Source organism: Epilithonimonas sp. (genome assembly GCF_032054305.1).
In the GTDB taxonomy this organism is placed as follows: domain Bacteria; phylum Bacteroidota; class Bacteroidia; order Flavobacteriales; family Weeksellaceae; genus Epilithonimonas.
Map to the genome: position 1 here is coordinate 1 of NZ_DAMBSX010000011.1, position 23,790 is coordinate 23,790.

The 23,790-nt window shown below is 34.1% G+C and carries 15 protein-coding genes and 1 pseudogene; 13 read left to right on the top strand and 3 right to left on the bottom strand.

The features are described from left to right. Window positions 1-95 precede the first annotated feature (95 nt). Window positions 96-332, bottom strand: a pseudogene (locus RTX21_RS17870) (IS3 family transposase); the annotation flags it as partial. A 316-nt stretch (window positions 333-648) separates the two neighbouring features. Between RTX21_RS17870 and mobV the strand changes: the two are divergent. Then, window positions 649-1,221 carry a MobV family relaxase gene (gene mobV, locus RTX21_RS17875; RefSeq protein ID WP_312769908.1) on the top strand — a complete coding sequence of 191 codons (573 nt, stop codon included), beginning with the start codon at window positions 649-651 and terminating at the stop codon, window positions 1,219-1,221. Window positions 1,222-1,335: 114 nt separating this feature from the next. Here the strand turns inward: mobV and RTX21_RS17880 are convergent, their stop codons facing one another. Both RTX21_RS17880 and RTX21_RS17885 read right to left on the bottom strand, forming a co-directional pair. Further along, a complete protein-coding gene (locus tag RTX21_RS17880) occupies window positions 1,336-4,437 on the bottom strand; it encodes a T9SS type A sorting domain-containing protein (protein WP_312769883.1) in 3,102 nt (1,033 codons plus the stop codon). Between the two features lie 10 nt (window positions 4,438-4,447). Next, window positions 4,448-4,969, bottom strand: coding sequence for a hypothetical protein (locus tag RTX21_RS17885; RefSeq protein ID WP_312769884.1), 522 nt, complete (start codon window positions 4,967-4,969; stop codon window positions 4,448-4,450). Window positions 4,970-5,540: 571 nt separating this feature from the next. Between RTX21_RS17885 and RTX21_RS17890 the strand changes: the two genes are divergently transcribed. From RTX21_RS17890 to RTX21_RS17945, 12 genes are all read left to right on the top strand, one after another. Further along, entirely contained in the window at window positions 5,541-6,782 is a 1,242-nt protein-coding gene (locus RTX21_RS17890) for a tyrosine-type recombinase/integrase (protein WP_312769885.1), read from the top strand. Between the two features lie 180 nt (window positions 6,783-6,962). Then, window positions 6,963-7,532 carry a hypothetical protein gene (locus RTX21_RS17895; RefSeq protein ID WP_312769886.1) on the top strand — a complete coding sequence of 190 codons (570 nt, stop codon included), beginning with the start codon at window positions 6,963-6,965 and terminating at the stop codon, window positions 7,530-7,532. Window positions 7,533-7,911: 379 nt separating this feature from the next. After that, window positions 7,912-9,585 carry a T9SS type A sorting domain-containing protein gene (locus RTX21_RS17900; RefSeq protein ID WP_312769888.1) on the top strand — a complete coding sequence of 558 codons (1,674 nt, stop codon included), beginning with the start codon at window positions 7,912-7,914 and terminating at the stop codon, window positions 9,583-9,585. Window positions 9,586-9,592: 7 nt separating this feature from the next. Then, the gene (locus RTX21_RS17905) at window positions 9,593-13,153 is read left to right on the top strand and encodes a DUF5977 domain-containing protein (protein WP_312769890.1); all 3,561 of its coding nucleotides are present in this window, start codon (window positions 9,593-9,595) and stop codon (window positions 13,151-13,153) included. Window positions 13,154-13,163: 10 nt separating this feature from the next. Next, on the top strand, window positions 13,164-16,718 hold the full coding sequence (locus tag RTX21_RS17910) for a DUF6443 domain-containing protein (protein ID WP_312769892.1): 3,555 nt from the start codon (window positions 13,164-13,166) through the stop codon (window positions 16,716-16,718). Continuing rightward, window positions 16,715-17,161 carry a hypothetical protein gene (locus RTX21_RS17915; protein WP_312769894.1) on the top strand — a complete coding sequence of 149 codons (447 nt, stop codon included), beginning with the start codon at window positions 16,715-16,717 and terminating at the stop codon, window positions 17,159-17,161. Before RTX21_RS17910 ends, RTX21_RS17915 begins: the two co-directional genes overlap by 4 nt. Before the next feature lie 797 nt (window positions 17,162-17,958). Then, on the top strand, window positions 17,959-18,237 hold the full coding sequence (locus RTX21_RS17920) for a helix-turn-helix domain-containing protein (RefSeq protein WP_312769896.1): 279 nt from the start codon (window positions 17,959-17,961) through the stop codon (window positions 18,235-18,237). Between the two features lie 70 nt (window positions 18,238-18,307). After that, window positions 18,308-19,546 carry a DUF5906 domain-containing protein gene (locus RTX21_RS17925; protein WP_312769898.1) on the top strand — a complete coding sequence of 413 codons (1,239 nt, stop codon included), beginning with the start codon at window positions 18,308-18,310 and terminating at the stop codon, window positions 19,544-19,546. A gap of 267 nt (window positions 19,547-19,813) precedes the next feature. Then, window positions 19,814-20,797, top strand: a complete 984-nt coding sequence (locus tag RTX21_RS17930) for a toprim domain-containing protein (RefSeq protein ID WP_312769901.1) — start codon at window positions 19,814-19,816, stop codon at window positions 20,795-20,797. A 276-nt stretch (window positions 20,798-21,073) separates the two neighbouring features. Beyond that, window positions 21,074-21,547: a hypothetical protein gene (locus tag RTX21_RS17935; RefSeq protein ID WP_312769903.1), complete on the top strand. Its 474-nt coding sequence runs from the start codon at window positions 21,074-21,076 to the stop codon at window positions 21,545-21,547. After that, on the top strand, window positions 21,520-22,233 hold the full coding sequence (locus RTX21_RS17940; RefSeq protein WP_312769904.1) for a hypothetical protein: 714 nt from the start codon (window positions 21,520-21,522) through the stop codon (window positions 22,231-22,233). The genes RTX21_RS17935 and RTX21_RS17940 overlap by 28 nt, the downstream gene beginning before the upstream one ends. 312 nt (window positions 22,234-22,545) lie before the next feature. Then, complete coding sequence (locus tag RTX21_RS17945; RefSeq protein WP_312769907.1) at window positions 22,546-23,634, top strand: hypothetical protein; 1,089 nt, start codon at window positions 22,546-22,548, stop codon at window positions 23,632-23,634. Window positions 23,635-23,790 lie beyond the last annotated feature (156 nt).

The window sequence follows — 23,790 nt, forward strand, 5'->3', positions numbered from 1 at the left end:
TGTATCTCACAACAGTCATTGATTTATATGACAGAAAAGTTATCGGCTGGTCATTGAACTTGCAACTATTTTTGAGACAAAATTTATATACTTCTTTATGCTACATTTTTAGATTGATTAGACATTAAATTTTGATACTCTCTTATGGTTAAATTTCCTAAGGCAGAATGCCTTCTCTGGGTGTTGTAAAATGTTTCTATATATTCAAACACAGAGTTTTTGGCATGGTCTCTAGTTTCATATTTATTTTGATAGACAAGTTCGGTTTTCAGAGTCTTGAAAAAACTCTCCGCTACAGCATTGTCATAGCAGTTTCCCTTCCCACTCATTGAGTGGGTAACGTTACAAACTGTAAGTCTCAAATACGTACCTCAAAATGAAGATTTTATTGATAGTATCAAATTAGTAACGTGTATTTTCAAAGTGAAGATAAAGATGGGAACAACATACTTTTAAAAAAAATTAAGATGATTGGATTGATTATTTCTATGCGAAAGCTTACGAAGCAATCGATAATGACTATAGAACCCTTTTAATTTCAAAACATTTGAAAAGTTCTTTTAATTTAGGCTTGCTATGCTAATTTATATCTTGGCTTTTGGATTGCCTTTGTTATCAGAGAAATTATTCTATTATAAATATTAAAAGATAGGAACCAATCAGGTCAGAGCTATTCGTATTATGTTGTCTGGAACTCATGAGACAATGAAAGCTATTGAGAAAAATAAACAATTGGGCCACTGGCGTAAAGATAATCTTCATTGGCTGAAAGAAACTTTTGGGGAAGAGAATTTGGTTTCTGCTGTTCTTCATATGGATGAAAAAACGCCCCATATCCATGCTACAATAATTCCCATAGTCACAGGAGAAAGAAGAAAAACAAAAAAAGACAGCAATCCTCTGACCTATAAAAAGAAGAATTCAAATGCTAACCAACTTTGTGCAGATGATGTAATGGCAAGAAATAAGCTGAAGCACTATCAAAACACGTATGCTGCAGCAATGGCAAAATACGGATTAAGAAGAGGGATTGAAGGCTCTGAAGCTAAGCATATTTCTACATCTGAATATTACCGAAATCTTCATGAGCAAAATCAAAAATTGGAACAAGAGAAGAATCAGAAGCAATCTGAATTGAAAGCCATTGAGAAAAATATATCCTCGAAAAGAATTGTTGAAAATTTTGCCAATGCTATAACGGGCTCTAAGACAATGAAATAGTTTGAGAAATAATTTTTCAAGAAATGAAGAAATAAATAGTAGAAAAATGCAACGATAGCATATTAAGTGAAAAGAGACTGCCAAAAGGCAGTCTCTTTGTTATTTTAAATGATGTTAATTTTTTATAAGTGTTTGATTTATTAAAGTATTATTGTCTTTTGAAATATTCACAACATACACACCATTAGAGAAACTCTGCAAGTCAAATGTATCTCCTGTTTTTGAAATTACAATAGTTCCCAAACTATTTGCTACAGTTATCTGATATTGGTCTCCTTGTTTTGCAGTTACTGTCCTGTTTGAAGAACAAGGCGGTTCTATTATTTTTAACACTGCATAACTGTCGGAAGATTCTTCGGTTTTTGCAAGTGAAAAAGTTTCACAAGGTGCAGCTGGTGGAGGAGTTAGAGTTGTGTATAATGTAAACGTACCACAACTGTTTGTAATATCAACTTTCGCTTCCATCGCCCAACTATTATTTGGTCCTTTTGCCATTCCTGTTGTAGATCCCTGACTTGCAAGTAATGTTACTCCCGCAATAGGGTTAGATGATATTTTAGTCCATTGAATATTTGTTATATCCTGAAAGTTAAGTGTGCTTGAATCAAGATAAAAGTGAGTTTCATTATAATAATTAGGATTGTTTATCTGTGTAACACCTGCTAATGGCTTTCCGATCCATATATCTTTTGTTACAGTATTGCTGGCACCGTCCCCAGCTAAATATGCCTGCAATTTGACATACCCGTTAGCATTTGATTTAGGTATGATACTTATCTGTGGTTGATTACTTGGGCCGGTTATGTCAATAAGATTTTGACCATTTATGACAGACCACTGTATGTTAGGTGCAAAGCCTGTTGTGTAGATTGCATTATTATTGCCGCACAATAGTGCTTCACCCCCAATTTTCACTTTGCTTCCACACAAAAATGCTGTCGTTAGCGTTTGGTTCTGAGTGGTGGTAGAATTTGATAATTGATTGATAAAGAATTGTCCATTTCTCTGACTAAAGGATATGTGATTATTATTAAAATCCATTTTTTCTGCAACGAAATTAGCAAATGGGACATTGGATGCATCATCTACAGGTGAAAAAGATTTTTGGTAATCACTTTCTCCTAATGTAACATTACCAAATTTATAATCTAGTGCACTTGGAGTAGGGATAAAGCTAAAGGGACGCATATCAAGGTTATCTTTAATAAAGCCTGGCAATTCGTCCTGTGCCAATATGAATTTTCCCCCGCCATATTTGTCTATAGGGAATATATTTGAGGGCTGATTCCTGCTACCACTTAGTAGGGAAACCTGTGCGTTTATAAACCAAAGTATTTTCTTCTTGTATTTAATACTTCCCGAATACAGTTGTTTGTTTTCATTAAGATTTATCATAGGACGTGCTGTAAAATCAAAAACATATTTAGAACTTCCGGGTAAAGAAGCTAAAATGATCATATCCAATCGTCCGGTTCCCACACCTAACAAAACACCTAAAATATCTGAAAACAAATGTTGCTCGCCTGTTTCCTTATAAAGTCTCAATAAATCATTAATTGTTTGATCTGTTCCGCATTCGCTACCGTTTGAAATAGCTACTTTCCTTAATTGCTGGGGATATCCTTTGGATTTAAGCTCATTCTGCCAGTTATTGTGGATAGTGTTATCTATCTGATAATTTTTATTCACGTAATTGATAAGCATCTGTCTAGCCGCAGGTGTATCGGTCAATGTAAGAATATCATTGATTGATATACCTTGGTTAAATATAGGTACTATAAATTCCAAAGGTCCGGCTATTGGAGTCCTGATATAGGTTTTAGAAACATTAATCAGCATATACTGGATACTTAAAGGTATATTTGCTCCTAAATGCGGACTATCGTGCGAAATGAAAAGTTGAGTATCGTGATTGATACCGTTGTCTTCCATGTCTTTAAGAGCATATCTCGCAATAAGTCCACCCATACTTTGTCCTAAAACAACATTTTTTATTGTACCAGCTTTATTATCGTTTACCCATTGTATTGCTTTTTTGAGTAAAGCAGCATTGTTTTGAATGTAATCAACCCCATTGTTCCAATCAACATAAATAATGTCGTAATTGTCATTTAAATTAAAGTATAACGAATAATTGTTACCACTCCCAGAATCATTTTGATATATTAAACTAGATTTAAAATTATTGATATTGGTTAATCCCGCCTCTCTCGTAGGTGCTATAATATTTCCCATATCAAATCCTTCAGCCACTATTAATGGTTTTGTAATCTGAGTATGTCCAGGTGCAAGTTGAATATAAAGAGTAGCTCTGCTAAACAACCCATTGCTTATTACTTTTTTCGTATACTGGTCAAGATTGCTAGTTTTTGCCGATGTATCAGAGATTTCAACAAATTGATCTAAATGACCATCAATGGTAAACAATGTGTGGGAATATAATATCTGACCTGAATTCAAAGTTAATTTAAATGTCCAATGGTATGTTCCTTCGGCGGTGTAGTTTGCATTGATCAATTGATTATATGGCAACAATTGATATGGTTGATTATCCGAGAGTTTATATTCTATTTTCTGAATCTGTGTTGATTGATTGCTGAGAAACAGATTATCAGGAAGTTTAATTTTAAAATTGAACTTATTAGAAGAGTTTATTGAAGGAGCCAGAGCAAATACAAATTTTTCTTCATAAGGATTTTGCCAGATTCCGTTGACATACTTGTCTTGGATTTGATTGTTATTAATAACTAATGTTCCGGGATCACCCGTATTCTTTGAATTCTGCTGGGTAATTTCGGAAAACTCGGAATATCTATAAAAGACCCCACCTAAAGGAATAATATCAATTTGTTGTTCATTTTTCCAATCGCTTGTAAATTGTTCTGAAGTTTTTGTTATTTGGGAATTGGCAGACAAACGACTCATTAATAAAGTATTGTATACATCAACCACTAGTTTTGAGCTGGTATATGAGCTATCTGGGATAGTACCATCGTATTTTTTAAAGTGAGCAAATTCTATTGCTGCGTCTAATAACAATCCGTTTGGAATTCTGTCTTTTTCCAGATTAGTGAAAATATTTTGTAAAGGATTTATTTGGTTAATGTCTCCTGGATCAACAGGAATTGCTATTTGTTGCTGTTGTGTCGTTACAATCTGACCCAGTCCTAAAAAGCCTAAGAATAATAGAATAATCAGGTAAAATTTTGTTTTCATAGTATGGTTTTTAGTTTATGAATTTTTTATCAAAGCGACCTTCGGTAATAGTGACTTTACTATTGTTACCATTTATATTGTTAGCGGTGAAACTAAAACTTCCAGAAATTATATTATTATCTTTATCAAATTTGGTGATATTTAATATTCCATCATTATTACCAATGCCAACATCAAACACTTGAGATTGATTTTCATATCGGCAGGCTGTAACAGAATATGTTTTAGAAGTAATCTCATTACTGTCAGAAATATTGATGACAATTCTGTTGCTTGTATCATTCACTTGTCTTAATACTATTTGTAGTTGATATGTATTATTAACAAATTCGTACTTGGTATTATTTCCTCCAGGGTTAAGATCTGGTGACTCAATTTTTGCTACCCAAATATTATTGTCTACTAAGGCTCCGCCAGTATTTTTACCTGATTGCGTTGCTTCAGGAAGCGTGTTTTGGTTAGGGGTATCATCATCTTTACAGGATGATAAAAGGCCAATACATAAAAGGCCTAAAAAAAGAAAGTTTTTCATGATGTTATTTTGTTTGGATATTATGTTAAAGATAGATAATATTACAAATAATAAATATTAAATTTTTAATAAATGAGAAAAATCATTACAGATTATGTTAATGGTTTCATTGTTTTACCAATGATGAAAAGCAATTTTATGGTAGTAAGATTGTAAAAGATATCAAGATGTATCGCTAATGAAAAAAAATCTAAAATATTTTTACTGTGTGCCTTTTAAGAGTAAGACAAAATTGTCGATGCGATAAAGAGCATCAATATTTTTATATCATATTTTGTGTCAAAAAATTTAATGTGCAAAACTATGCTCTGCAATAATGTATTACTATAAATTTAATTAACAAAAAACACACCCAATAAATTACTGGGTGTGTTTTTGGGTGTAAAACACTGTAATTCTCTGATTTTAAGTGTTAAATGTGGAGTTGGAGGTTTTCGAACCTACTATATTTTAACATATCTCAAAATATGTAATATATCTATTTATCAGTATTTTAACTATATTTGTATAAACTAATATACTTAGTTTATATGTTTAAATATAGAAGAAGTAGCACCTAAACTGGCACCTGATGAATTACACTTTCAAACTCAAACAACCCAATAGTACAAAGGAAACCCTAATTTATTTCCGTTCATTTTTTAACAACGAAAATAAGAACTTCATCTATTCTACAGGTGAGAAAATAAAACCGAGCGAATGGGATTTTGAAGGCAGGCAACCTAATGACCTAAACGGAAGGACTAAAAGGGCAGAAATTCACCGTAGTTTAAAGATGCAGTTAGATCGTTACAGTAGTTTCTTTACAGAGATTGTTAATCGATATAAGAACATTAATGAAGAACTTACCGTCGATATTCTTAAACAAAGATTCGATGAAAAATTTAAGAAAATCACTGTTAAAAGTGATTTCTTTAGAATTTATCAGGAGTTTTTAGATGAGAAAGAAAATGACTATACGGGTAATTCGATTTCAAGCTCAACATTAAAGCGTTACAAATGCAATAAGAATTTACTCGAAGATTTTGAAAGCAATTGTAAAGTTAAGATCACTCTGGGAAAATTTGATGATAAACTTTATAATAAGTTTTTAAAATATTGTATTGAAGAAAAAAAGCATTCTGCAAATACATTACACAGAAATGTCGGTCTGCTTAAAACTTTTCTTCTTTGGGCTCTCAATAAAAAATATACATACAATAATAATTTTATTGCTTTCAAAAAACCTTCGAAATTTACAACGGATGAAATAGCTTTAAATTATGAACAAGTTGAGCTCATCTACAATTATGACTTCAGTGAAAATAGGAGGTTGGAAAAGGTGCGTGACCTTTTTGTTTTTGGATGTACTACAGGAATGAGGTTTGGCAATTATAGTACGATTTCGAGAAGTGATGTTGATGGTAATTTCATACGGGTTATTGATTTGAAAAGTAAATCTAAAAACTTAGCAATTCCTTTAAACAGTATTTCTAAATCAATACTGGAAAAGTATGATTATAACCTTCCAAGTATTACAAATCAAAAGATGAATGAATATATTAAGGAGGTTTTTAAAAAGTTGGAATTTACTGATGAAATAAAGAAAACTATGAAATATGGTGATGAGTTGGTAGACCAAAAAGCTGAATTTTGGACAAGAATTTCCTCACATACTGCAAGGAGAAGCTTCATCACTATAATGAAGAACAAACGAGTTCCTGATAAAGTAATTATGAGTTACACTGGTCATACTAGTTTGGAGGTCTTTAATGCTTACTACAGACCAAGCGAAGATGATAAGATCAACTATATGAATGAAGTTTTTAAATAATCACTACGTTAGATTATGGATCAAAAAAAGCTTTACGGACGTTGGAACCTTTGGGAAGAATTTGTCGGCTATCCTATGATGATTTATTACTGGATGAAAGGTCAGAAAATTTATAAGCTTTTGCAAAGAAGAATTGAAAAAGCTAAAAACAAATCCTCTGAAATTGTTCTCAATGAAAAAATGAAGAACGAGTTTTTGATCAGATATGAAAAATTAGATAACTTCTTCAGTTTTCATTTCAAAAATATTGATGCATCAAGAAATCACAATTTTGAAGAAAAGATCCAATACTGTTTGGATCAATATAAAAAAGAATCAAACAGCCTGTTAAGTTCAAGTAATCTAATGAAATTGCAGGGCAATTTTTTAAATGGTGCCGAAACTACACTTTTTCTATATTTTGCCTTAAAGCACAAAACAAATAGAGAAATTAGTTTATCAGATATTATGATTGGTGATAAAAGTTCAAAAATTTTCCTCGCTTTTTTAAAAGACAAAAAATTCATTGATGAAAATCACAATCTGCTGGTAGATCAGAAATCTTCATTCATAAGAATTCACCGTTTTCTAAAAGACAATCATATTATTAACCCAGATTTCCAAGATACCACAATAATTGAGGCTATGGAAAATGAATATAATACGAATTTTGACAAAGGAACATTTTCAAGAGCAATAACAGTGAAACCTAATGACTTTGAAGAAAATATCTACCAAGAATTATCTCAGATATTTAATATTAGTAATTAATTTATATTGTATAAAAATTTCACCATTCGTAATTTCTTTTAATTTAGTTGAAAAAAATATACTTAATAAATTTCACAAACTCTAAGTAATTATGAGAGTGTGTACGTTAAACCATTTAAGGGATAAACTAAAGTAGGTCAAATATAAAATTTTACATAAACAGAATTCATTTTTAAAAAAAGACTTTTAAGTCTTGAGATTACATCGATTTACTACCATTGATAGTCACTGTATGATTTCAAACAACTATATGATTTAATTATTTTAACTAATTTTTAACTTTAATTCATGCTAATTTTGATAAAAGTCATAATTATTCTGATAATATTGTGTAAAGTTCACTGAAATATTATTAATTTAGAAACATAAAAACAAACCAATGAAAAGAATTATATTAAGCTTGGGATTTCTAGCTAGTGGATACTCGTACGCCCAAGAAACATTGTGGCAAAAAAGCATTCGCTCTTCTACACAGGATTTTCTTGTAACAATGACTTCTACTATTGACAGGCAGATTCTAGTTTGCGGCTCTTCTATCAATGCCAGCAATCAGATGCAAAATCCGAACATTAACAATGGTTACGATTACCATATTCTTAAGCTGGATCAACAAGGCCAGAAGATTTGGGAAAAGTATTTTGGGGGCTCTAGACACGATTATCTGATGAGTTCTATTGCTACTCAGGAAGGTGGATTTGTTTTGGTTGGCTCCTCGTTTTCCAATATATCCGGTGATAAGAAGGAAAACAATCTTGGGGGGAGTGATGTCTGGCTTGTTCGCCTTAATGAAAATGGCGAAGAACTTTGGCAAAAGACCCTCGGGACGAAAAGTAATGATGAAGTTTCTGCTGTGGTACAATCTACGGATCAGGGATTTTTTGTTGCAGGCAACGTCAATGATCATAAAAAATTATTCGGTTCTAAAGATGTTTTCATTTCCAAATTGGACAAAGACGGTAAGCAGATCCAAGCGACTATTCTCGGGGGGAAATCTCTGGATGAGGTAACCGATATGATCCCGACACCGGACGGTGGGGCTGTCCTGCTGGTTTATTCCACTTCCGGGAAATCCGAGAACCTGAATAATTCTGAAAGTCAAAATTCTGCTCAAGGCAATAGTTCTCAAAGTGTCAATCCTCAAAATGAAACTTCAAGACCGGAGTTAACCTCAACAGTAAAAACTTTTATTGGTAAATCTGATGAGAATTTTGGAGCGGGAGATTATTGGATCGTAAAACTGGACAAGAACGCCAATGTTGAGTGGCAGAAGACGTATGGCGGAAGTGGAGACGACAGACCAAAAAGTATTGCCAATACCCAAAACGGCTATATCGTTGTCGGAGAAAGCAGAAGTCAATCATCGGGCAACAAAAAGGAAAATATCAAAGAGGGTACAGATCTATGGTTGCTTAAGTTAGACAAATCGGGTAATGAGGTATGGCAAAAAAGTTACAATTTTGGAAACAGAGATGTGGCGATGAGCCTTGATGTTATAAGGAAGACAAATAAGGATAATTTCAGCGAAGACAAAGGATTTTTATTGGGTGGTTACACTCAAGCTGAGGAAAAAGTGAAGAAAGATGATGAGAAGTTCTGGATGCTATACATAGATACCAATGGTAAGGAAGAATGGCGCAAATATGTGGAGGGCAAGGATAAGAAGCAGCAAGAGCGTTTGACCGCAGCAAAGCTTCAAAGTGACGGCTCTTACTTATTAGCCGGAACCAGCGCAGACCATTTGGGAGAAGAAAACTGGAAGGTCGTGAAATTGGGAGACAAGCAGCTGGAAGACCTTGTGGAGAATCAAGATATTAAAATATACCCGAATCCGGTGGAAAACTATGCGTATGTTGAAATTGGACTGAACGGTTTGGAAGAGGGAAAATTTAATGCGGATATAAACTTATACGACTTTTCGGGCAAACAAGTACAAACCCTTAAAACCCAAAACAAGGTCACTAAAATTAATACAGGTAATCTTCCGCAGGGTGTTTATGTGGTGACTGTATTAACTGGAGAGAAAAAACTATCAACCAAAATCGTTAAGAAATAAAAACACTATGAGAAAGATATTTTTAGTAATAACTGCTTTTTTATCACTTTGCATCAATGCCCAAATAGTTGAGGGGGCAGCATTTGTACCAAAATACATGCCTTCCAGCCCTAATGTAGCTTCTCTCGGAACTTTCGGAATGTTTCCGATGAATCTTTCAACTGGACAGCCTAATATTAATGTAGGACTGTTCTCGAATGAAAGTTATGGCAATGATCTGGATATTTCTTTGAATTATAACATTTCATCTGTGAAGCCTGACTTCCAAACCTCTTGGGTGGGTCTAGGTTGGAATCTTTCGGTGGGAGGGGCAATTACCCGACAAGTCAATGGAGGTGTTGATGAGTTTTACGGAAGCGGATACGTTGATCCTACTGTGTTTTCTTACTATGATCATTATTCACGTCTTAATACTTCTAATTGGGACAGTGATCAAAAAATGGTAGAATATTATGATTTTCTAACTCCGCTTTTCCCCAGTCATTCTGAAGCAAATCCGGCTCCAGATGAGTTTATGTTCAACGTAAATGGCCTCAATGGAAGCTTTTTTAAAAACCATGAAGGGAAATGGATTATAAAGGCCAATGAAAATCTCGACCTCAGCGTCCAAGAAGAATTAAAATATGATTTTACCTTTCTTGAAAATGGAGGAACTACAGATCAAAAAAATTGGTTCTTGAAAAGAATCATTTATGGCTTTATAATAACTGATCAAAAGGGCATAAAATATACTTTCGGGAAGACACAAAACGCATTAGAAATCACAGGAATTGATAAGGTAGATATTTCTTATAATCCCGGTGTTTTTGTAAAAAGCTGGTATCTAACTAAAATTGAATATCCAAACGGAAAAAATATAGAATTCGAATATTCTTTTGATAATAGAGCAACTTATATAGTTCATAGTTCAGCTTACTACTCGACATATAAGGCGAAGTCAACAATGGCTTCTCAAAGTAATACTTCGGGGGATTTTAATTATTTATCAATGGATCGAAATTTTTATAAATATTTGAGTAAAATAAAATTTGATAAAAATGAAATAGAATTTCATAAGTCATATTCTAACGCCTTGGATTACAAAACGGATCTTAATGTGCCTTGGGGACAAATAGGAAATAGTTATACGCATCACTACCCAAGTAATTACAATGATAGAAAACACTGGTACAAGCTTGATAGTATTGTCATAAAAGCAAATAATATAAGAACTGATAAGATAGCATTCAGTTATGAAGACAGTCCAACGAATAGACTAAAATTGCTAAAGGTTGATGTTGGTAGAGATCCTCAAAATACAAAGACCTATGCTTTTGAATACAACCCCTTGAAATTGCCAGCATTCAATAGTAACAGAACCGATCATTGGGGCAATTACAATAATAAAAATTTTCAGGCTAGCGTACAACAAGATCCTTCTACATATACCTATTCCAGACAGCAGATGCTGACATATCCACAATATAGGGAACCTGATTTTACATATGGCATTGCCGAACTTTTAGAAAAAATTGTCTATCCAACAAAAGGCTATACATTAATTGAGTATGAACCACATAATTATAATAAAGTTCTAGAAAGAACGATCAACGGATTCAATATTAATGTAACGGGTAATAAGATAGCAGGAGGAGCGAGAGTAAAAAAAATGACTACCAGTGAAAACGGCACAAGTGATAGTAAGGAATTTTTTTATGTGACTGACTACCTCAACGGTATCAACACTTCATCCGGCGTATCAGGAGGTACACCTAATTATTTTGATGAAGGAAATATCAACAATGGAAATCTAGAGTATTGGAAATTGTCGTCATCATCTTATATTCCGCTAAATTATACTAAAGGTAATTACATTACTTATTCCAAAGTCTATGAAAAATCAAATAACGGTGGAGTTATAGAACATACTTTTTCAAATCAAGATAACGGAACGACCGATCTAAAATCAAACAATTACCAGCTGATTGTTGGAAATATTGGTTACATTAATGCTTTTGAACCGTCCAATCTAAGTATTGTAAAAAATGCCCTTGACAAACTACAATATAATAATCTCGAAATTGAGAGAGGTAAACCTCTGAATGAAAAGTATTATGATTCTAGTAAGAATTTAATAAAAGAGGTCACTTACAATTACAATTCAAATCCTTCTAGGCTTACTGATAAAATACGTTCTATAAGTTATATAGCAGACGTCTACGGAGCACCAATTGATAATGTTATGTATGATCTGATAGCTCAGATGCACATTGTTTCCAAAATGTCAGCTTATACAATTTTTTCACATCACACCTATCTTAATTCTGTAACTACAACGGATCATGTGAATGGCAGTTTGACATCTACTATTCAAAATACTTATCAAAGTACGCCACATCATCAGTTGACCTCTCAGACAACGTCTTTTCCAGATTCTTCTAGTTCGCAAACCTTATATTCCTACGCCTATGAGAAGAACAACACAAAACTGATAAATGCCAATATGGTAGGGGTTCCACTTGAGACGGAAATCAAAAGGAATGGTACAACCATTTCCAAAATTGAAATCAAGTACGAGGACGCAACAAATTTATTGCCTACTTCCATATTCTCTACAGATGTTCAAAGTGGTACGGCTTCCACGGAAGTTACGTATGATCTATACGATAGCAAAGGTAACCCACAACAATATACTACCAACGCAGGCATTCCAACAGCAATTATTTGGGGCTATAATCAAACAAAGCCAATAGCCAAGATAGTTGGTGCAACTTATTCGCAAGTAAGTTCATTGGCTACAGTAATTATCAATGCATCTAATGCTGATATAGATTCCTCGACAGAACAGAATCTGACTACCGCTCTAATGGCTTTCCGCACTGATTCTACACTATCTGGTTATCAAATTACTACTTACACTTATGACCCATTGATTGGCGTAAAAAGTATTACCCTTCCAAATGGCAGTGTAGAGCAATACAAATATGATACAGCAAACAGGTTAGAAAGAATTTTGGATAAGGACAATAATATTATTAAGGAGTTTAATTATAATTACGCGCCTACAAAGTTTTATAACGAAAGGCAGGAACGTAAAATTTATAAAAATGATTGTCCAAGCTGGCAGATTGGCGGCGCTTATACTTACGTTGTTCCATCGAACAAATATTTTTCTTATGTTGATATTGCGACAGCTAATCAAATGGCTATTGCAGAAATCAATCAGAACGGTCAGCAGGCTGCCAATCAAAATGGAAGCTGTGAATTTCTAAGCTGTCAATTTGCACCAAACTATTATGTAACACTGCAAGGTTATAACTCCATACAACAAACTCAACCAAATCATATAGAAGTGATTCTGGTCTTCAAAGCTGATTTAACAGGGTTGGGGATGAGTTATACAAGCGGAGCAGGGGTGTCTGTTGGTTATATCGGTGCGAACTGTCGACCAAACAGTGTCAAAGTAATAAATCAAACCAATTGGACGATCACAGTAGATACCAACGGCTATGTTATGGTACGTTCAAATAACGGTTCATCACCTCCTAATAATACACCAGTGGGGGTTAGTTTCTCATACGATAAATAAAAACATAGCTATGAAAAAATATATTTTACCCATATCGTTATTGGCATCAGTACTATATGATGCACAAACCAATACAGAGAATTATATTCAGAGCAGAACCTATCTGGAACCTGTAGCTTCAAGCAGCACCACTGCCAAACAATTTCATACTGTCTCCTATTATGATGGCTTAGGACGCCCGAAGCAGATAGTTAGTGTAAATGCCTCACCATTAGGCAATGATGTTGTTACAAAAATAGAATATGACCCGTTTGGAAGGCAGACCAAGGATTACCTTCCAGTTCCACAAACAGGAAGCTCCAATGGAGCTATCTATGGCAATCCTTTGGCAAATGTGACCTCTACACCTTACGGAACGGAAAAGATCTATTCTGAGAAGGTTTTGGAGGCTTCTCCTTTGGACAGAATCCAGCAGCAGATACAAGTTGGGAATGCATGGAGCAGCAAGCCTGTCGCTTTCGGCTATGAAACCAATACCGCAACTGAGGTCAAAAAATTTGTGACTACAACCACTTGGCTGAATAATGCCACCAGCTCTGTTCTTACACAGTCCGGCAACTACGGGGCTGCCCAATTGTACAAAAACACAGTAACGGATGAAGACCTCAATGTAAGCATCGAATTTAAGAACGGCGAAGGTCAAACCCTTTTAGTAAGAAAAAATGACGGCACAAAAGATTCCGACACTTATTATATTTATAATGAATATAATCAACTGGCATTCGTGATCCAGCCAGAAGCAGCAGTAAAAGGAACTCTTACACAGGCGGATTTAGACGAACTGTGCTTCCAGTACCGGTATGATGGAAGAAACCGCCTTGTTGAGAAGAAGATACCAGGCAAAGGCTGGGAGTATCTGGTCTATGATAATCAGGATAGATTGGTGATGACACAGGATGCCAATTTGCTGGCAGCAGGACAATGGGTGTTCACAAAATACGATAAGTTTGGAAGAGTCGCCTATACGGGAATTACTACAGATTCCGGAACAAGAAGCAGCCTGCAAACCACTTTTAATGGGAAGGGTTCCAACAATGTCGAGAGAACGACTGCCAATTTTGCACAGCCGGGATTACTGGTATATTATGACAATGATGTTACCAAAAATTACCCTAACACAATTACCAAACTATTATCGGTCAATTATTATGATACCTACCCAACAGGAACGCCTGCAATCCCGACCACTATCCTGACACAGGCGGTAATGCCTCAAACAGGAAGTCTCAGCACAAAAAGCCTTCCTACTGCTTCTTATGTCAGTAATGTGGAGACCAATGTTTGGACAAAAAACTACATCTGGTACGATGCCAAAGGAAGAACGATTGGTACGCACAGCATCAATCATATGGGAGGCTATACTAAAACAGAATCTCTTCTGGATTTTGCAGGCGTTCCTCAGAAAACAATGACCTACCACAAAAGAAGAAATGCCGATGTGGAACTGGTGGTAAAGGAAGATTTTGTTTATGACAGCCAAAACCGCCTTTTGGAGCATTACCACGAGGTAGTGGGCAAAACACCTGTCGTTTCCCTTGCCAAAAATACCTATAATGAGATTGGGCAACTGGTAAATAAAGAGGTAGGACGTTCTGCCAGCACACCTTTGCAAACGGTCGATTATACTTACAACATCCGGGGCTGGATGACAGGCATCAACAGCGGAGATATAGCTTATGATGCAGCAGATGAATCTTATGTTCTGAACAATGGAAAGCTGTTTGGTTATAATATCCGCTACAATGATCCCGAAAATCCTTCTTTAGGAGCAGCAAAATACAATGGTAACATTGCGGAAGTGGATTGGATCTCAAGAGATGTTTCGCTTAAACGCTATGGGTATCAATATGACAGGCTAAATAGATTGTTAAAGGGCAACTATCAAGACCCTGGAAGCGCATTGCCGGAAACCCATATCAATGATGAAGCACTGACCTATGACCTCAACGGGAATATCAAAACATTGATCAGAAGTGGGAAGCACGGCAAATACTATACTCCGGTTGTTGTAGACAATCTGGGCTATCAGTATATTGGAAACAGGGTAACAAATATCACCGATGCTTCCGGAAACAGTAGTGGCTACGAAGGGGGCGGGCAGACAATGACATATGATCCGAATGGAAACACGACGGCAATGCCGGACAAGAACATTTCTGCCATTGCATATAACTTTTTGAACCTGCCGAAACAGATCAACCAAAATGCCAATGTTACGAATTATTACTACAGGGCAGATGGCGTTAAGGTCAAGAAGAAATTTGTTTTGACCAACTCATCAGGAACAAAGATCATCAATACAGAGTATCTTGACGGTTTCCAATATTCTACCCCGAATACGGACCCAATAAGAAAAGCACTTGAAGAGCCGGACGATGCTACCATGGCAGCCTCTAAAGCTGGCGAAGAAGAGGCGTTTTTACCTGATCTGGAACGAGGGATTGTAGCCATTGTAGACCCTGGAACCCCCGAAGTTGACAATATGATACTTTCTTTTTTTCCAACGGCAGAAGGTTATTATGATTTCGAGAATTTGCGCTATATTTATCAATACAAAGACCACCTTGGGAATGTGAGGGTAAGCTATGTGCAGAATGGCAACGATCTGGAGATAAGGGACAGGAATGATTATTATCCTTTCGGAATGAGTTTCCTGAAGCCTTTTGGCCAGGTGTCTTTATATGATCCCATGGCGATTCCTTACAATTACAAGTACAACGGTAAGGAGTTACAGGAGACGGGAACGTATGATTATGGAGCTAGATTTTATATGCCTGATATTGCAAGATGGGGTGTGATAGATCCATTAAGCGAAAAATTCTTCGATTGTTCTACATATAATTATGTTTTAAATAATCCAATAAAATTTATTGATAAAGATGGAATGGATGTTTATTTGTTAGATGAAAATGGAAAATTTATTCTAGCCAAAAAACAAGAGGGTGATGATTTGGTTTATGGTTATAATAGTAAAACAGGATCAATTAATGATAACAATGGCGATAAAAAAGGAGATTATAAAGATGGAATAAGAATAAAAACTAAAGGCTTGGTTGGACAATTACAATATTATAGAGATGGTAATAAAGATGATAACAAATATGGTTACGGACCTTATCACCAGGCAATAAAGGAATACTCGTCCCAGGTGGAAGATGATATGTTTAATCTTTTTTATTATTCTGCTAAAAATGCTACTAATGTGGAGTTTTCCTTAACAGATTTTAATTTGGGAGATAAACGATATATGTCATTACAAACCTACAATAAAAGAGGTTCGTCACCTGGACCATCACAAATTGGCGTTGATAAGGGAGTTAATAGAAAATATCATAATCATCCTTTTATATCAAAATATGAAGAAAGTTATACAGAATTAAATGCAATGGGAGCAAGGGAAAATGGTGTTTATTATGGTTCAGGTGGAGATTATGCTAATGCTGTTAAATATGATTATAATCAGAATTATGTCTTTTTTCCTAAATCATCAAATTTATATAATGTGACAAGAATGGGAATATATTTAATTAAAAAAGTTAACGAAAGTAAAGATTTGAAAAAATGAAAATATTTTTAATTACAGTTGTATTTATTTTGTTAATTAGTTGTAAAAAAGAAAAAATAGATTCTTCTTTTTTTCAAGACTCTTTATATTCAGAAATACTAAAATACCAGAAAAAGAATCCTATACCCAAAGATAACTTATATAAATTATTTATTTATGAGATTGCTTTTTCTCATCCAAAGGATACGCTACTTACTATAACAGTTAGTTCAATAGGTGTTGAGTCAAAAAATAGTTTTGGAATCTATAAAAATAGAGTTCTTAAACCTTCTTACTTAATTGATAGTCAAAATTTGAGTAAAAGATTTGTCAATAATTATATAAAGGATAATATTGAATCATATATTTTTGAAGGAGAACCTCCTAATATTGATTTAATTTATCCAGTATATAAATACAAAGTGCAGAGAAACAAGTTGATTTTAATTGACTCTGCTAGATAATAATAAACATCACAATTATGTAATCAAAGCGATCATAAAAGCTGATGGTTAAGAATTTCAAGATACGGAAAGGTATTATTACAGCACAATATTCTACATGCCATATGTGGGACATTTTGGAATGATGAACCCCAAGAACAAGAGATGAAAACACTAATAATCTTACAGTTTTGCAGCGAATAACTCTATCAAATTAGATCCTACTTGGATAGTTCAAGTCTTCGGACAACAGTGTTGGCGCAAGGGGCGAATTTCATAGTGTTGATAGCTTTGCGCAGGAATATCAATGGAAAAGATTAGGCGTTGGTTCGGACAAAGAGAGCCAAGGTCATAACAGTGTGCTGCCCAGTGAAATTGCTCCAATAAACCTAGAGAAAGAATAATCCACACGTACAAGAAGTTAAACTTATTGCTATGGGCTGACGTCTGGTATCATCAACAATTGCGACCGTAGCTGTGTTTGCTCTAACATTTGTAGTTATTTAAAGAGTTTAATACAATTCCCTTAACAAAGCTATCTATAAAATCATTATGGGTACTTCCTTTAATACTAGTTGGTGTTATGCAAAAGAGTGATGATTCTTTTGTAACTCCATCATTAAGCGAAACTCGTCAAGACGATGATCTAGGGACTTGAAGAAATCAAACGGTAATTCTTTGATATGCTACGACTCTCCAGCTTTTATTCTGATTTCAATTTGTTTTAAACCACTCATTAAACTTCACGCAATTGAGTAGAATTGCATAATTAGTTATTCCAATACTACAATTTTGTCTGCAAATAAATATCACAGATTATGCAGACAACAAATCCATTCCAAACCATTCTCGACGAATTAGGGGAAGTAAAAGACTTGCTCTATTCTCTCAAAAATGAACCTGAAATTGAGTTGAAAAAGAAACTGTACTCTATCAAAGAGTGTTCAGAAATTCTAAAGCTCGATTACCAGACCGTACGCTCACACATTTTAAAAGGTAACATCAAAGCGGAACAAATCGGACGATTCTACAGGGTCAACCATTTTGATCTGATGGATGCTTTAAACGAGGTCAAATCGCTTAAGTACAGAAGGTAGATTAGACTTTACTTATCAAGCATTGTAATTCACTTTTCTGTATTTCTGTACAGAATCAAACCTTAAAAATATGAGCGAAAAAATCCCATATCTCAGAGTAGGAACAACCTATTATAAAACTATTGAGAAACCATTGATCTCGGGAGACAAGATATCAATTTTGGTGCGATGGAATCGTGAAACGATAATTAGCGACCACGGAAAAATCTACGTTTCAAAAGTTTCAAAGTACGATGGTTTCTGCTGTATTCCTTCTCATCTTAACTATAAACAGATCATTGACGGATTCTACAATATGTACAATGAAATTCCCTATCAACCAATCAATGAAAATATAAGTCCTGAAGCTTTAGAAAACACAATTCCATTCTCACTAAAATTTATGGAGCATATTTTCGGAGAGCAATTGGAGCTAGGTTTAGATTACATAAAGATATTGCTTGAACATCCAACGCAGATACTTCCAATTCTTTGCTTGGTAAGTAAAGAAAGAGCTACTGGAAAATCAACTTTCATCAAATGGCTTAAATCCATTTTTGGATTAAATATGACATACATCAAAGGAGATTCATTCAGCAGTCAATTTAATTCAGATTGGACTTCGATGCTGATAGTGGCTATCGACGAAGTATTCTTTGATAAAAAAGAGATCACGGAACGCTTAAAATATCTTTCTACGACTGACAAAGATAAAAAGGAGGCAAAAGGAAAAGACCGTGAAGAAGTTGAGTTTTTTGGCAAATTTATTCTTTGTTCCAATAATGAAGATAACTTCATTCAAATCGATGAGAATGAGATCAGATTCTGGATTATCAAAGTAAAATCAATCAAAAGCGAAAACACTGAATTTCTAAAAAACCTTAACAAAGAGATTCCTTATTTTCTTCGATACTTAATTCAAAGACCTTTCCACAGTCGTAAGGAGACAAGAATGTGGTTCACAGAATCACAGATCAGAACTAAAGCTCTACAGAAATTGGTTTGGAAAAATAATAACAAACTCGAATCCAAGATCATTGAACTTTTATATGAGTTTTTCGAAAGTAATGAAGACAGCAAGATCAATTGTATTCCGCAGGACATTTTCAATATGCTTGGTAAGATGTTCAGCAAACAATACTGGACAGTTAATGATGTTCGGAAAATACTGAAAGAAAACTGGAAACTCGAACCTCAAAGTAATTCTTTGGCCTATATCAAATACGACCTCGATTATGGTTTAGGTTTTTTCCAACAGAACAAAACAGGAAGATATTTTACAGTAGAGAGGAATTTTATTCTTCAAAGATTTGATGAAATGATGAACTAATTGATAATGAAAATAAAATCAATTAGTTACATCTCATCAAAAGCCTCATCAAACTTTTAAACCTTGATTTTTGATGAGAGGATGATGAGAGGAATATTTTCACTTTGATGAAATGATGAGACTTTGATGAGAGTTTAAGGTGTTGTTATTCAATTTTTTACAAGGCTTTCTCATCAAGTCATCAAAAATTACTCAAAAACAAACTCAGCCACTTTCGCCGAGAGTACACAAACTATTTATTACTAAAAAACATTAAAAATTACAATAATGAACTGCAAACAATTCAACAGCATATCGTTGGAAGAAGTCCTCCTTTCTCTCGGACACCTTCCAACGAAACAAAATGAAAAAGAAGCTTGGTATCTCAACCCATTTGCCAGCGAATCCCAAGCCTCTTTTAAACTAGATAAAAGAATTAATGCCTGGTATCTCCATTCAGAAGGTGTCGGCGGGAACAACACCGACTTTATGAAGAGGTATTTGAACGCTGCGGTCAATGAAGTTTTGGACTGGGCGCAAAAACAAAATTTTTCTTCTTTTCATCAGCAACAACAGATCAAAAAGTCAGAACCAAATTACACAATTGATGAAATATTGAATATCCATAATCCAAACCTGAAAAAATATTTGCAGGTACGCGGATTAAGTCCTAAAATCTATAACTATATAAAAGAGGTACGATTTACAGTTGGAGACAAGAAACTGTATGCCATCGGATTCGAAAATTTATCCGGAGGCATTGAGCTTCGTAATTCTTTTTATAAAGGTTCGTTGTTGAAAAAGGATATTTCAATGCTTAATCTCAATAGTAATATACAGGATACATCAAATCTTGAAGATGAAAATACCAGGGGTGTAGCAGTTTTTGAAGGCTTTATGGATGCCTTGTCTTTTATAGAAATGCAGAAATCATTCAGAGGGGATATTCTCGTAATGAATTCCATTGCTCTTTTAAACAAATCCATAGACCATTTGAAAAACTACTCTGATATCAATCTGTTTCTCGACAACGATAATGCAGGAATTAAATGTAAATCTCAGATCATAAAATCTTTTTCGCAAGCGAAAGATCATTCCGGACTTTATTCTAATCATAAAGATCTCAACGAATTTTTGATACATAGAATAAAAAATAATGTACCTAATAAATTAGGAAAGCGATCTGAAAAATTTCCTGAAGCGGACGAATTACAAGTAAGAAATCAGGAACCTGAACTTAAAAATTCAAATGGTTTTAAAAGGAAACGTTGATAAAGCGTGCTGTATTTTTTACCAACTGCCCGCAGAAGTTAGGAGCGCATTCGCAACTTTGAAGGTCGTTCCTCCCAACAAAGTTTCAAATACGCTCTGCGAGGCTTTAACCTGAATAAAATAGCATAAGGTTGACTGGTACCAACCTGCGTAAAAAATACACAGGTCTATTCTCGGAGTTGCGTAAAATATGTACAGGTAAAATGGAATGCAATACAATTTTTCTACAACAATTTTGATCGAAATATACAGCGCAAAATTAAAAGATGAGAACTAATGAAGACTTCAATTAATTTCAAAGCAGTCAAATCGGATTCTGAAACTCATAATTTCAGGAAAAAAACTTTTGATTATATCCGTAAAGATCTGACACTAAAGAATGAATATTGGATGGAGCAGAAAATAGCTGACCGAATCCAAAAGATCGAAGCGTATTGCAAAGAAAAGTCCGGAAGGAAATTGCAGAAGAATGCAATGCCAGTTCGGGAAGCAGTTGTTGTTATCAAAGAAAATACAACGATGTTGGAACTTCAAAACTTGGCGAAGAGACTGGAAGAAGAATTGAAAATTCGTGTTTTTCAAATTGCTATTCATAAAGACGAAGGTCATACCGATAAAGACACGAAAGAATGGAAACCAAATTATCACGCTCATCTGGTGGCGGACTGGCAAGATCTAGAAACTGGTAAACACTCAAACACCAATCCTTCCATTATTCAAAAATGCAGGATCTCACAGCTGAATGCCTGAATATGGAGAGAGGTATTTCTGGTTCCAAAGGAAGATTGGAAGCTATTGAGTTTAAGATTCAACAGAAAGAAGAAGATCTCAAAGTTTTGGAAGAAAGGTTTAACATAATGAAATCTGAAATGAGTTCAACAAAATCAGAGGAGCTGATTGTGAAGAAAAATGATTTCTTGGGTTTTCAAAAGATTAAGACTGACAAAACAATTGCGAATTATGAAAAAGCATTCCGAAGTTACAGAAGTATTATTGATAAATATAAAACAAAATTGGAATGTAAGTCCAAGCAGATTACAGAACTCAGAACAAAAGTTGATAGCTTAAATAAAGAAGTTCAATCATTCAAAAATAAATATTCTGTGCTATTGACTGAGCCAAATGTTTTTGCTTCAGAAAGGAAAAAATATTTAGATTCCGTTACCAATATTCTTGAAAAGGAAATCAAATTTAGCCGGTATAGATTTCCTAACCTCGATAGATATGATAAACAGATTTTAATTTCTGAAATGGGGAAGATCGCGGAAAAAGTAAGTGAAGAAAATAACATTCCTTTTTCAGCTTTTAATGAGATCTTCAAGGATTCAGAAAACAGTGTTAAATTTTTATCTTTATTGCGATTTGGAAATGAAAATCTGAATTATAATAATGAAAATATTCCGATTGAAAAGAAAAAAGGTGGAAGGAAATTATGAATATTTTATCTATTAGTAATGAGATTTATGGTATTAATTTTTATTCACGAAATATTTTCAGTTTGAACTATAATTCTTACTTTCAAATTCTTTCGGAGTAATAGGACGTTATTAATATAATATTGATTTTTAAATAAAATATTCGCCGATCCAAATTAAAAATATGATTGAAATATTTATAAATAATTGATAATAAGTCATAAAAATTAATTTTATATTAGCAGTAGAAATGGCTTGACGCAAGTTATGTATATCAGATTGGCGCAATGCGTAAATTCAATAGTTAGGATCCATATTAACAAAACAATATAAATGAATGAATTTGCAGAAATTGGAAGGACAGGAACAATAGTTGAGTTTATAAACCGAGGTGGTCAATATTCCCAACGGATTACAAATAATAATTCAACTTGTATTAAGATTTATCAAGTTTGTGTTGACTATGAAGGAAACATACTTGATATAGTTGCATTTGTTGGAATGGGTCAACAGATGATTTATAAACAACCATCAGTATTAGTTAGTCTGTTTTCTGATGATGAAGGTTTTTTTGGGAAAAGTTGTCCCAAATGCCAATCATATTTTAGAACTGGTTCTGTATCACAAAGTAACTATTGTCCTTATTGCGGACACAAAGATGATTTTAAAAATTTCCTTACTCAAAATCAAAAAGACTTCGTTAAAAGTTTCGTAAGAACCCAAATTGAAGCTTTTTCAAAAGGTGAATCAGTAAAAATTGACTTAGATGAAATAGCAAATAATTTACCATCTAATACTGTGTCACCTTGGGTTTATAAAGAGGAAACTCAACAAAATAAATTTACTTGCAATAATTGTAAAAGTGAAACTGACATTCTTGGAGAATATGGAAAATGCTCACTATGTGGTACTCATAATTGTAGCGATGTCGCAACGAGAAAAATTACATCTTTGGAAGTGAGGTTTAAAGACGTTGACGAGAATATTGAGGATAGACATCAAAGGGAATCTGAATGGGAAAAACTTTTACGTTGTGTTTCGGAGTTTGAGGGCTTGGCAAACGAGATAAGAAAACACTTGCTTTTGCTTCCATTAACAGATAAAAGAAGAAAGGAAATTGGTTCAATAAGTTTTCAGAGAATTTTGAGTTCAAGTGAAAAACTTAATGAATGGTTTGGCATAAATATATTTGAAGGAATAACGGAAGAAGAAAAGAATTTTGTGAACAAAATGTTTAACATCAGACATTTATTTACTCACAACAATGGACAAATTGACCAAGAGTATATTGACAATACAGGAGATAAATCAATGAAGATAAACCAACTTGTAAGATTAAGAAGTAAAGAAATAAAAAGAATAATAGAATTGACAAAAAAAATGATGATAAATCTAACAAATGACTATATGGCGATAAAATAAATACGGCTTCCAACACGGGTTTAGCTTCAGGCCGGCTTAAGCGCAAAATTCAATGGTAGTTTTTCTATTGAATTTTACTAATAAGGCCAGCTTTTGTGCTTTGGAGTTGCTAACTTTGTTAGGACACGATTCTTATACTCTTTAACTTTAAGAGTA

Excerpts from the sequence above, each read along its gene's own strand:
- RTX21_RS17885 (WP_312769884.1), bottom strand. The coding sequence starts at position 4,969 with ATGAAAAACTTTCTTTTTTTAGGCCTTTTATGTATTGGCCTTTTATCA.
- RTX21_RS17890 (WP_312769885.1), top strand. The coding sequence starts at position 5,541 with ATGAATTACACTTTCAAACTCAAACAACCCAATAGTACAAAGGAAACC.
- RTX21_RS17905 (WP_312769890.1), top strand. The coding sequence starts at position 9,593 with ATGAGAAAGATATTTTTAGTAATAACTGCTTTTTTATCACTTTGCATC.
- RTX21_RS17910 (WP_312769892.1), top strand. The coding sequence starts at position 13,164 with ATGAAAAAATATATTTTACCCATATCGTTATTGGCATCAGTACTATAT.
- RTX21_RS17920 (WP_312769896.1), top strand. The coding sequence starts at position 17,959 with ATGCAGACAACAAATCCATTCCAAACCATTCTCGACGAATTAGGGGAA.
- RTX21_RS17940 (WP_312769904.1), top strand. The coding sequence starts at position 21,520 with ATGCAGGATCTCACAGCTGAATGCCTGAATATGGAGAGAGGTATTTCT.
- RTX21_RS17915 (WP_312769894.1), top strand. The coding sequence starts at position 16,715 with ATGAAAATATTTTTAATTACAGTTGTATTTATTTTGTTAATTAGTTGT.
- RTX21_RS17925 (WP_312769898.1), top strand. The coding sequence starts at position 18,308 with ATGAGCGAAAAAATCCCATATCTCAGAGTAGGAACAACCTATTATAAA.
- RTX21_RS17935 (WP_312769903.1), top strand. The coding sequence starts at position 21,074 with ATGAAGACTTCAATTAATTTCAAAGCAGTCAAATCGGATTCTGAAACT.
- RTX21_RS17945 (WP_312769907.1), top strand. The coding sequence starts at position 22,546 with ATGAATGAATTTGCAGAAATTGGAAGGACAGGAACAATAGTTGAGTTT.
- RTX21_RS17895 (WP_312769886.1), top strand. The coding sequence starts at position 6,963 with ATGAAGAACGAGTTTTTGATCAGATATGAAAAATTAGATAACTTCTTC.
- RTX21_RS17900 (WP_312769888.1), top strand. The coding sequence starts at position 7,912 with ATGAAAAGAATTATATTAAGCTTGGGATTTCTAGCTAGTGGATACTCG.
- RTX21_RS17880 (WP_312769883.1), bottom strand. The coding sequence starts at position 4,437 with ATGAAAACAAAATTTTACCTGATTATTCTATTATTCTTAGGCTTTTTA.
- RTX21_RS17930 (WP_312769901.1), top strand. The coding sequence starts at position 19,814 with ATGAACTGCAAACAATTCAACAGCATATCGTTGGAAGAAGTCCTCCTT.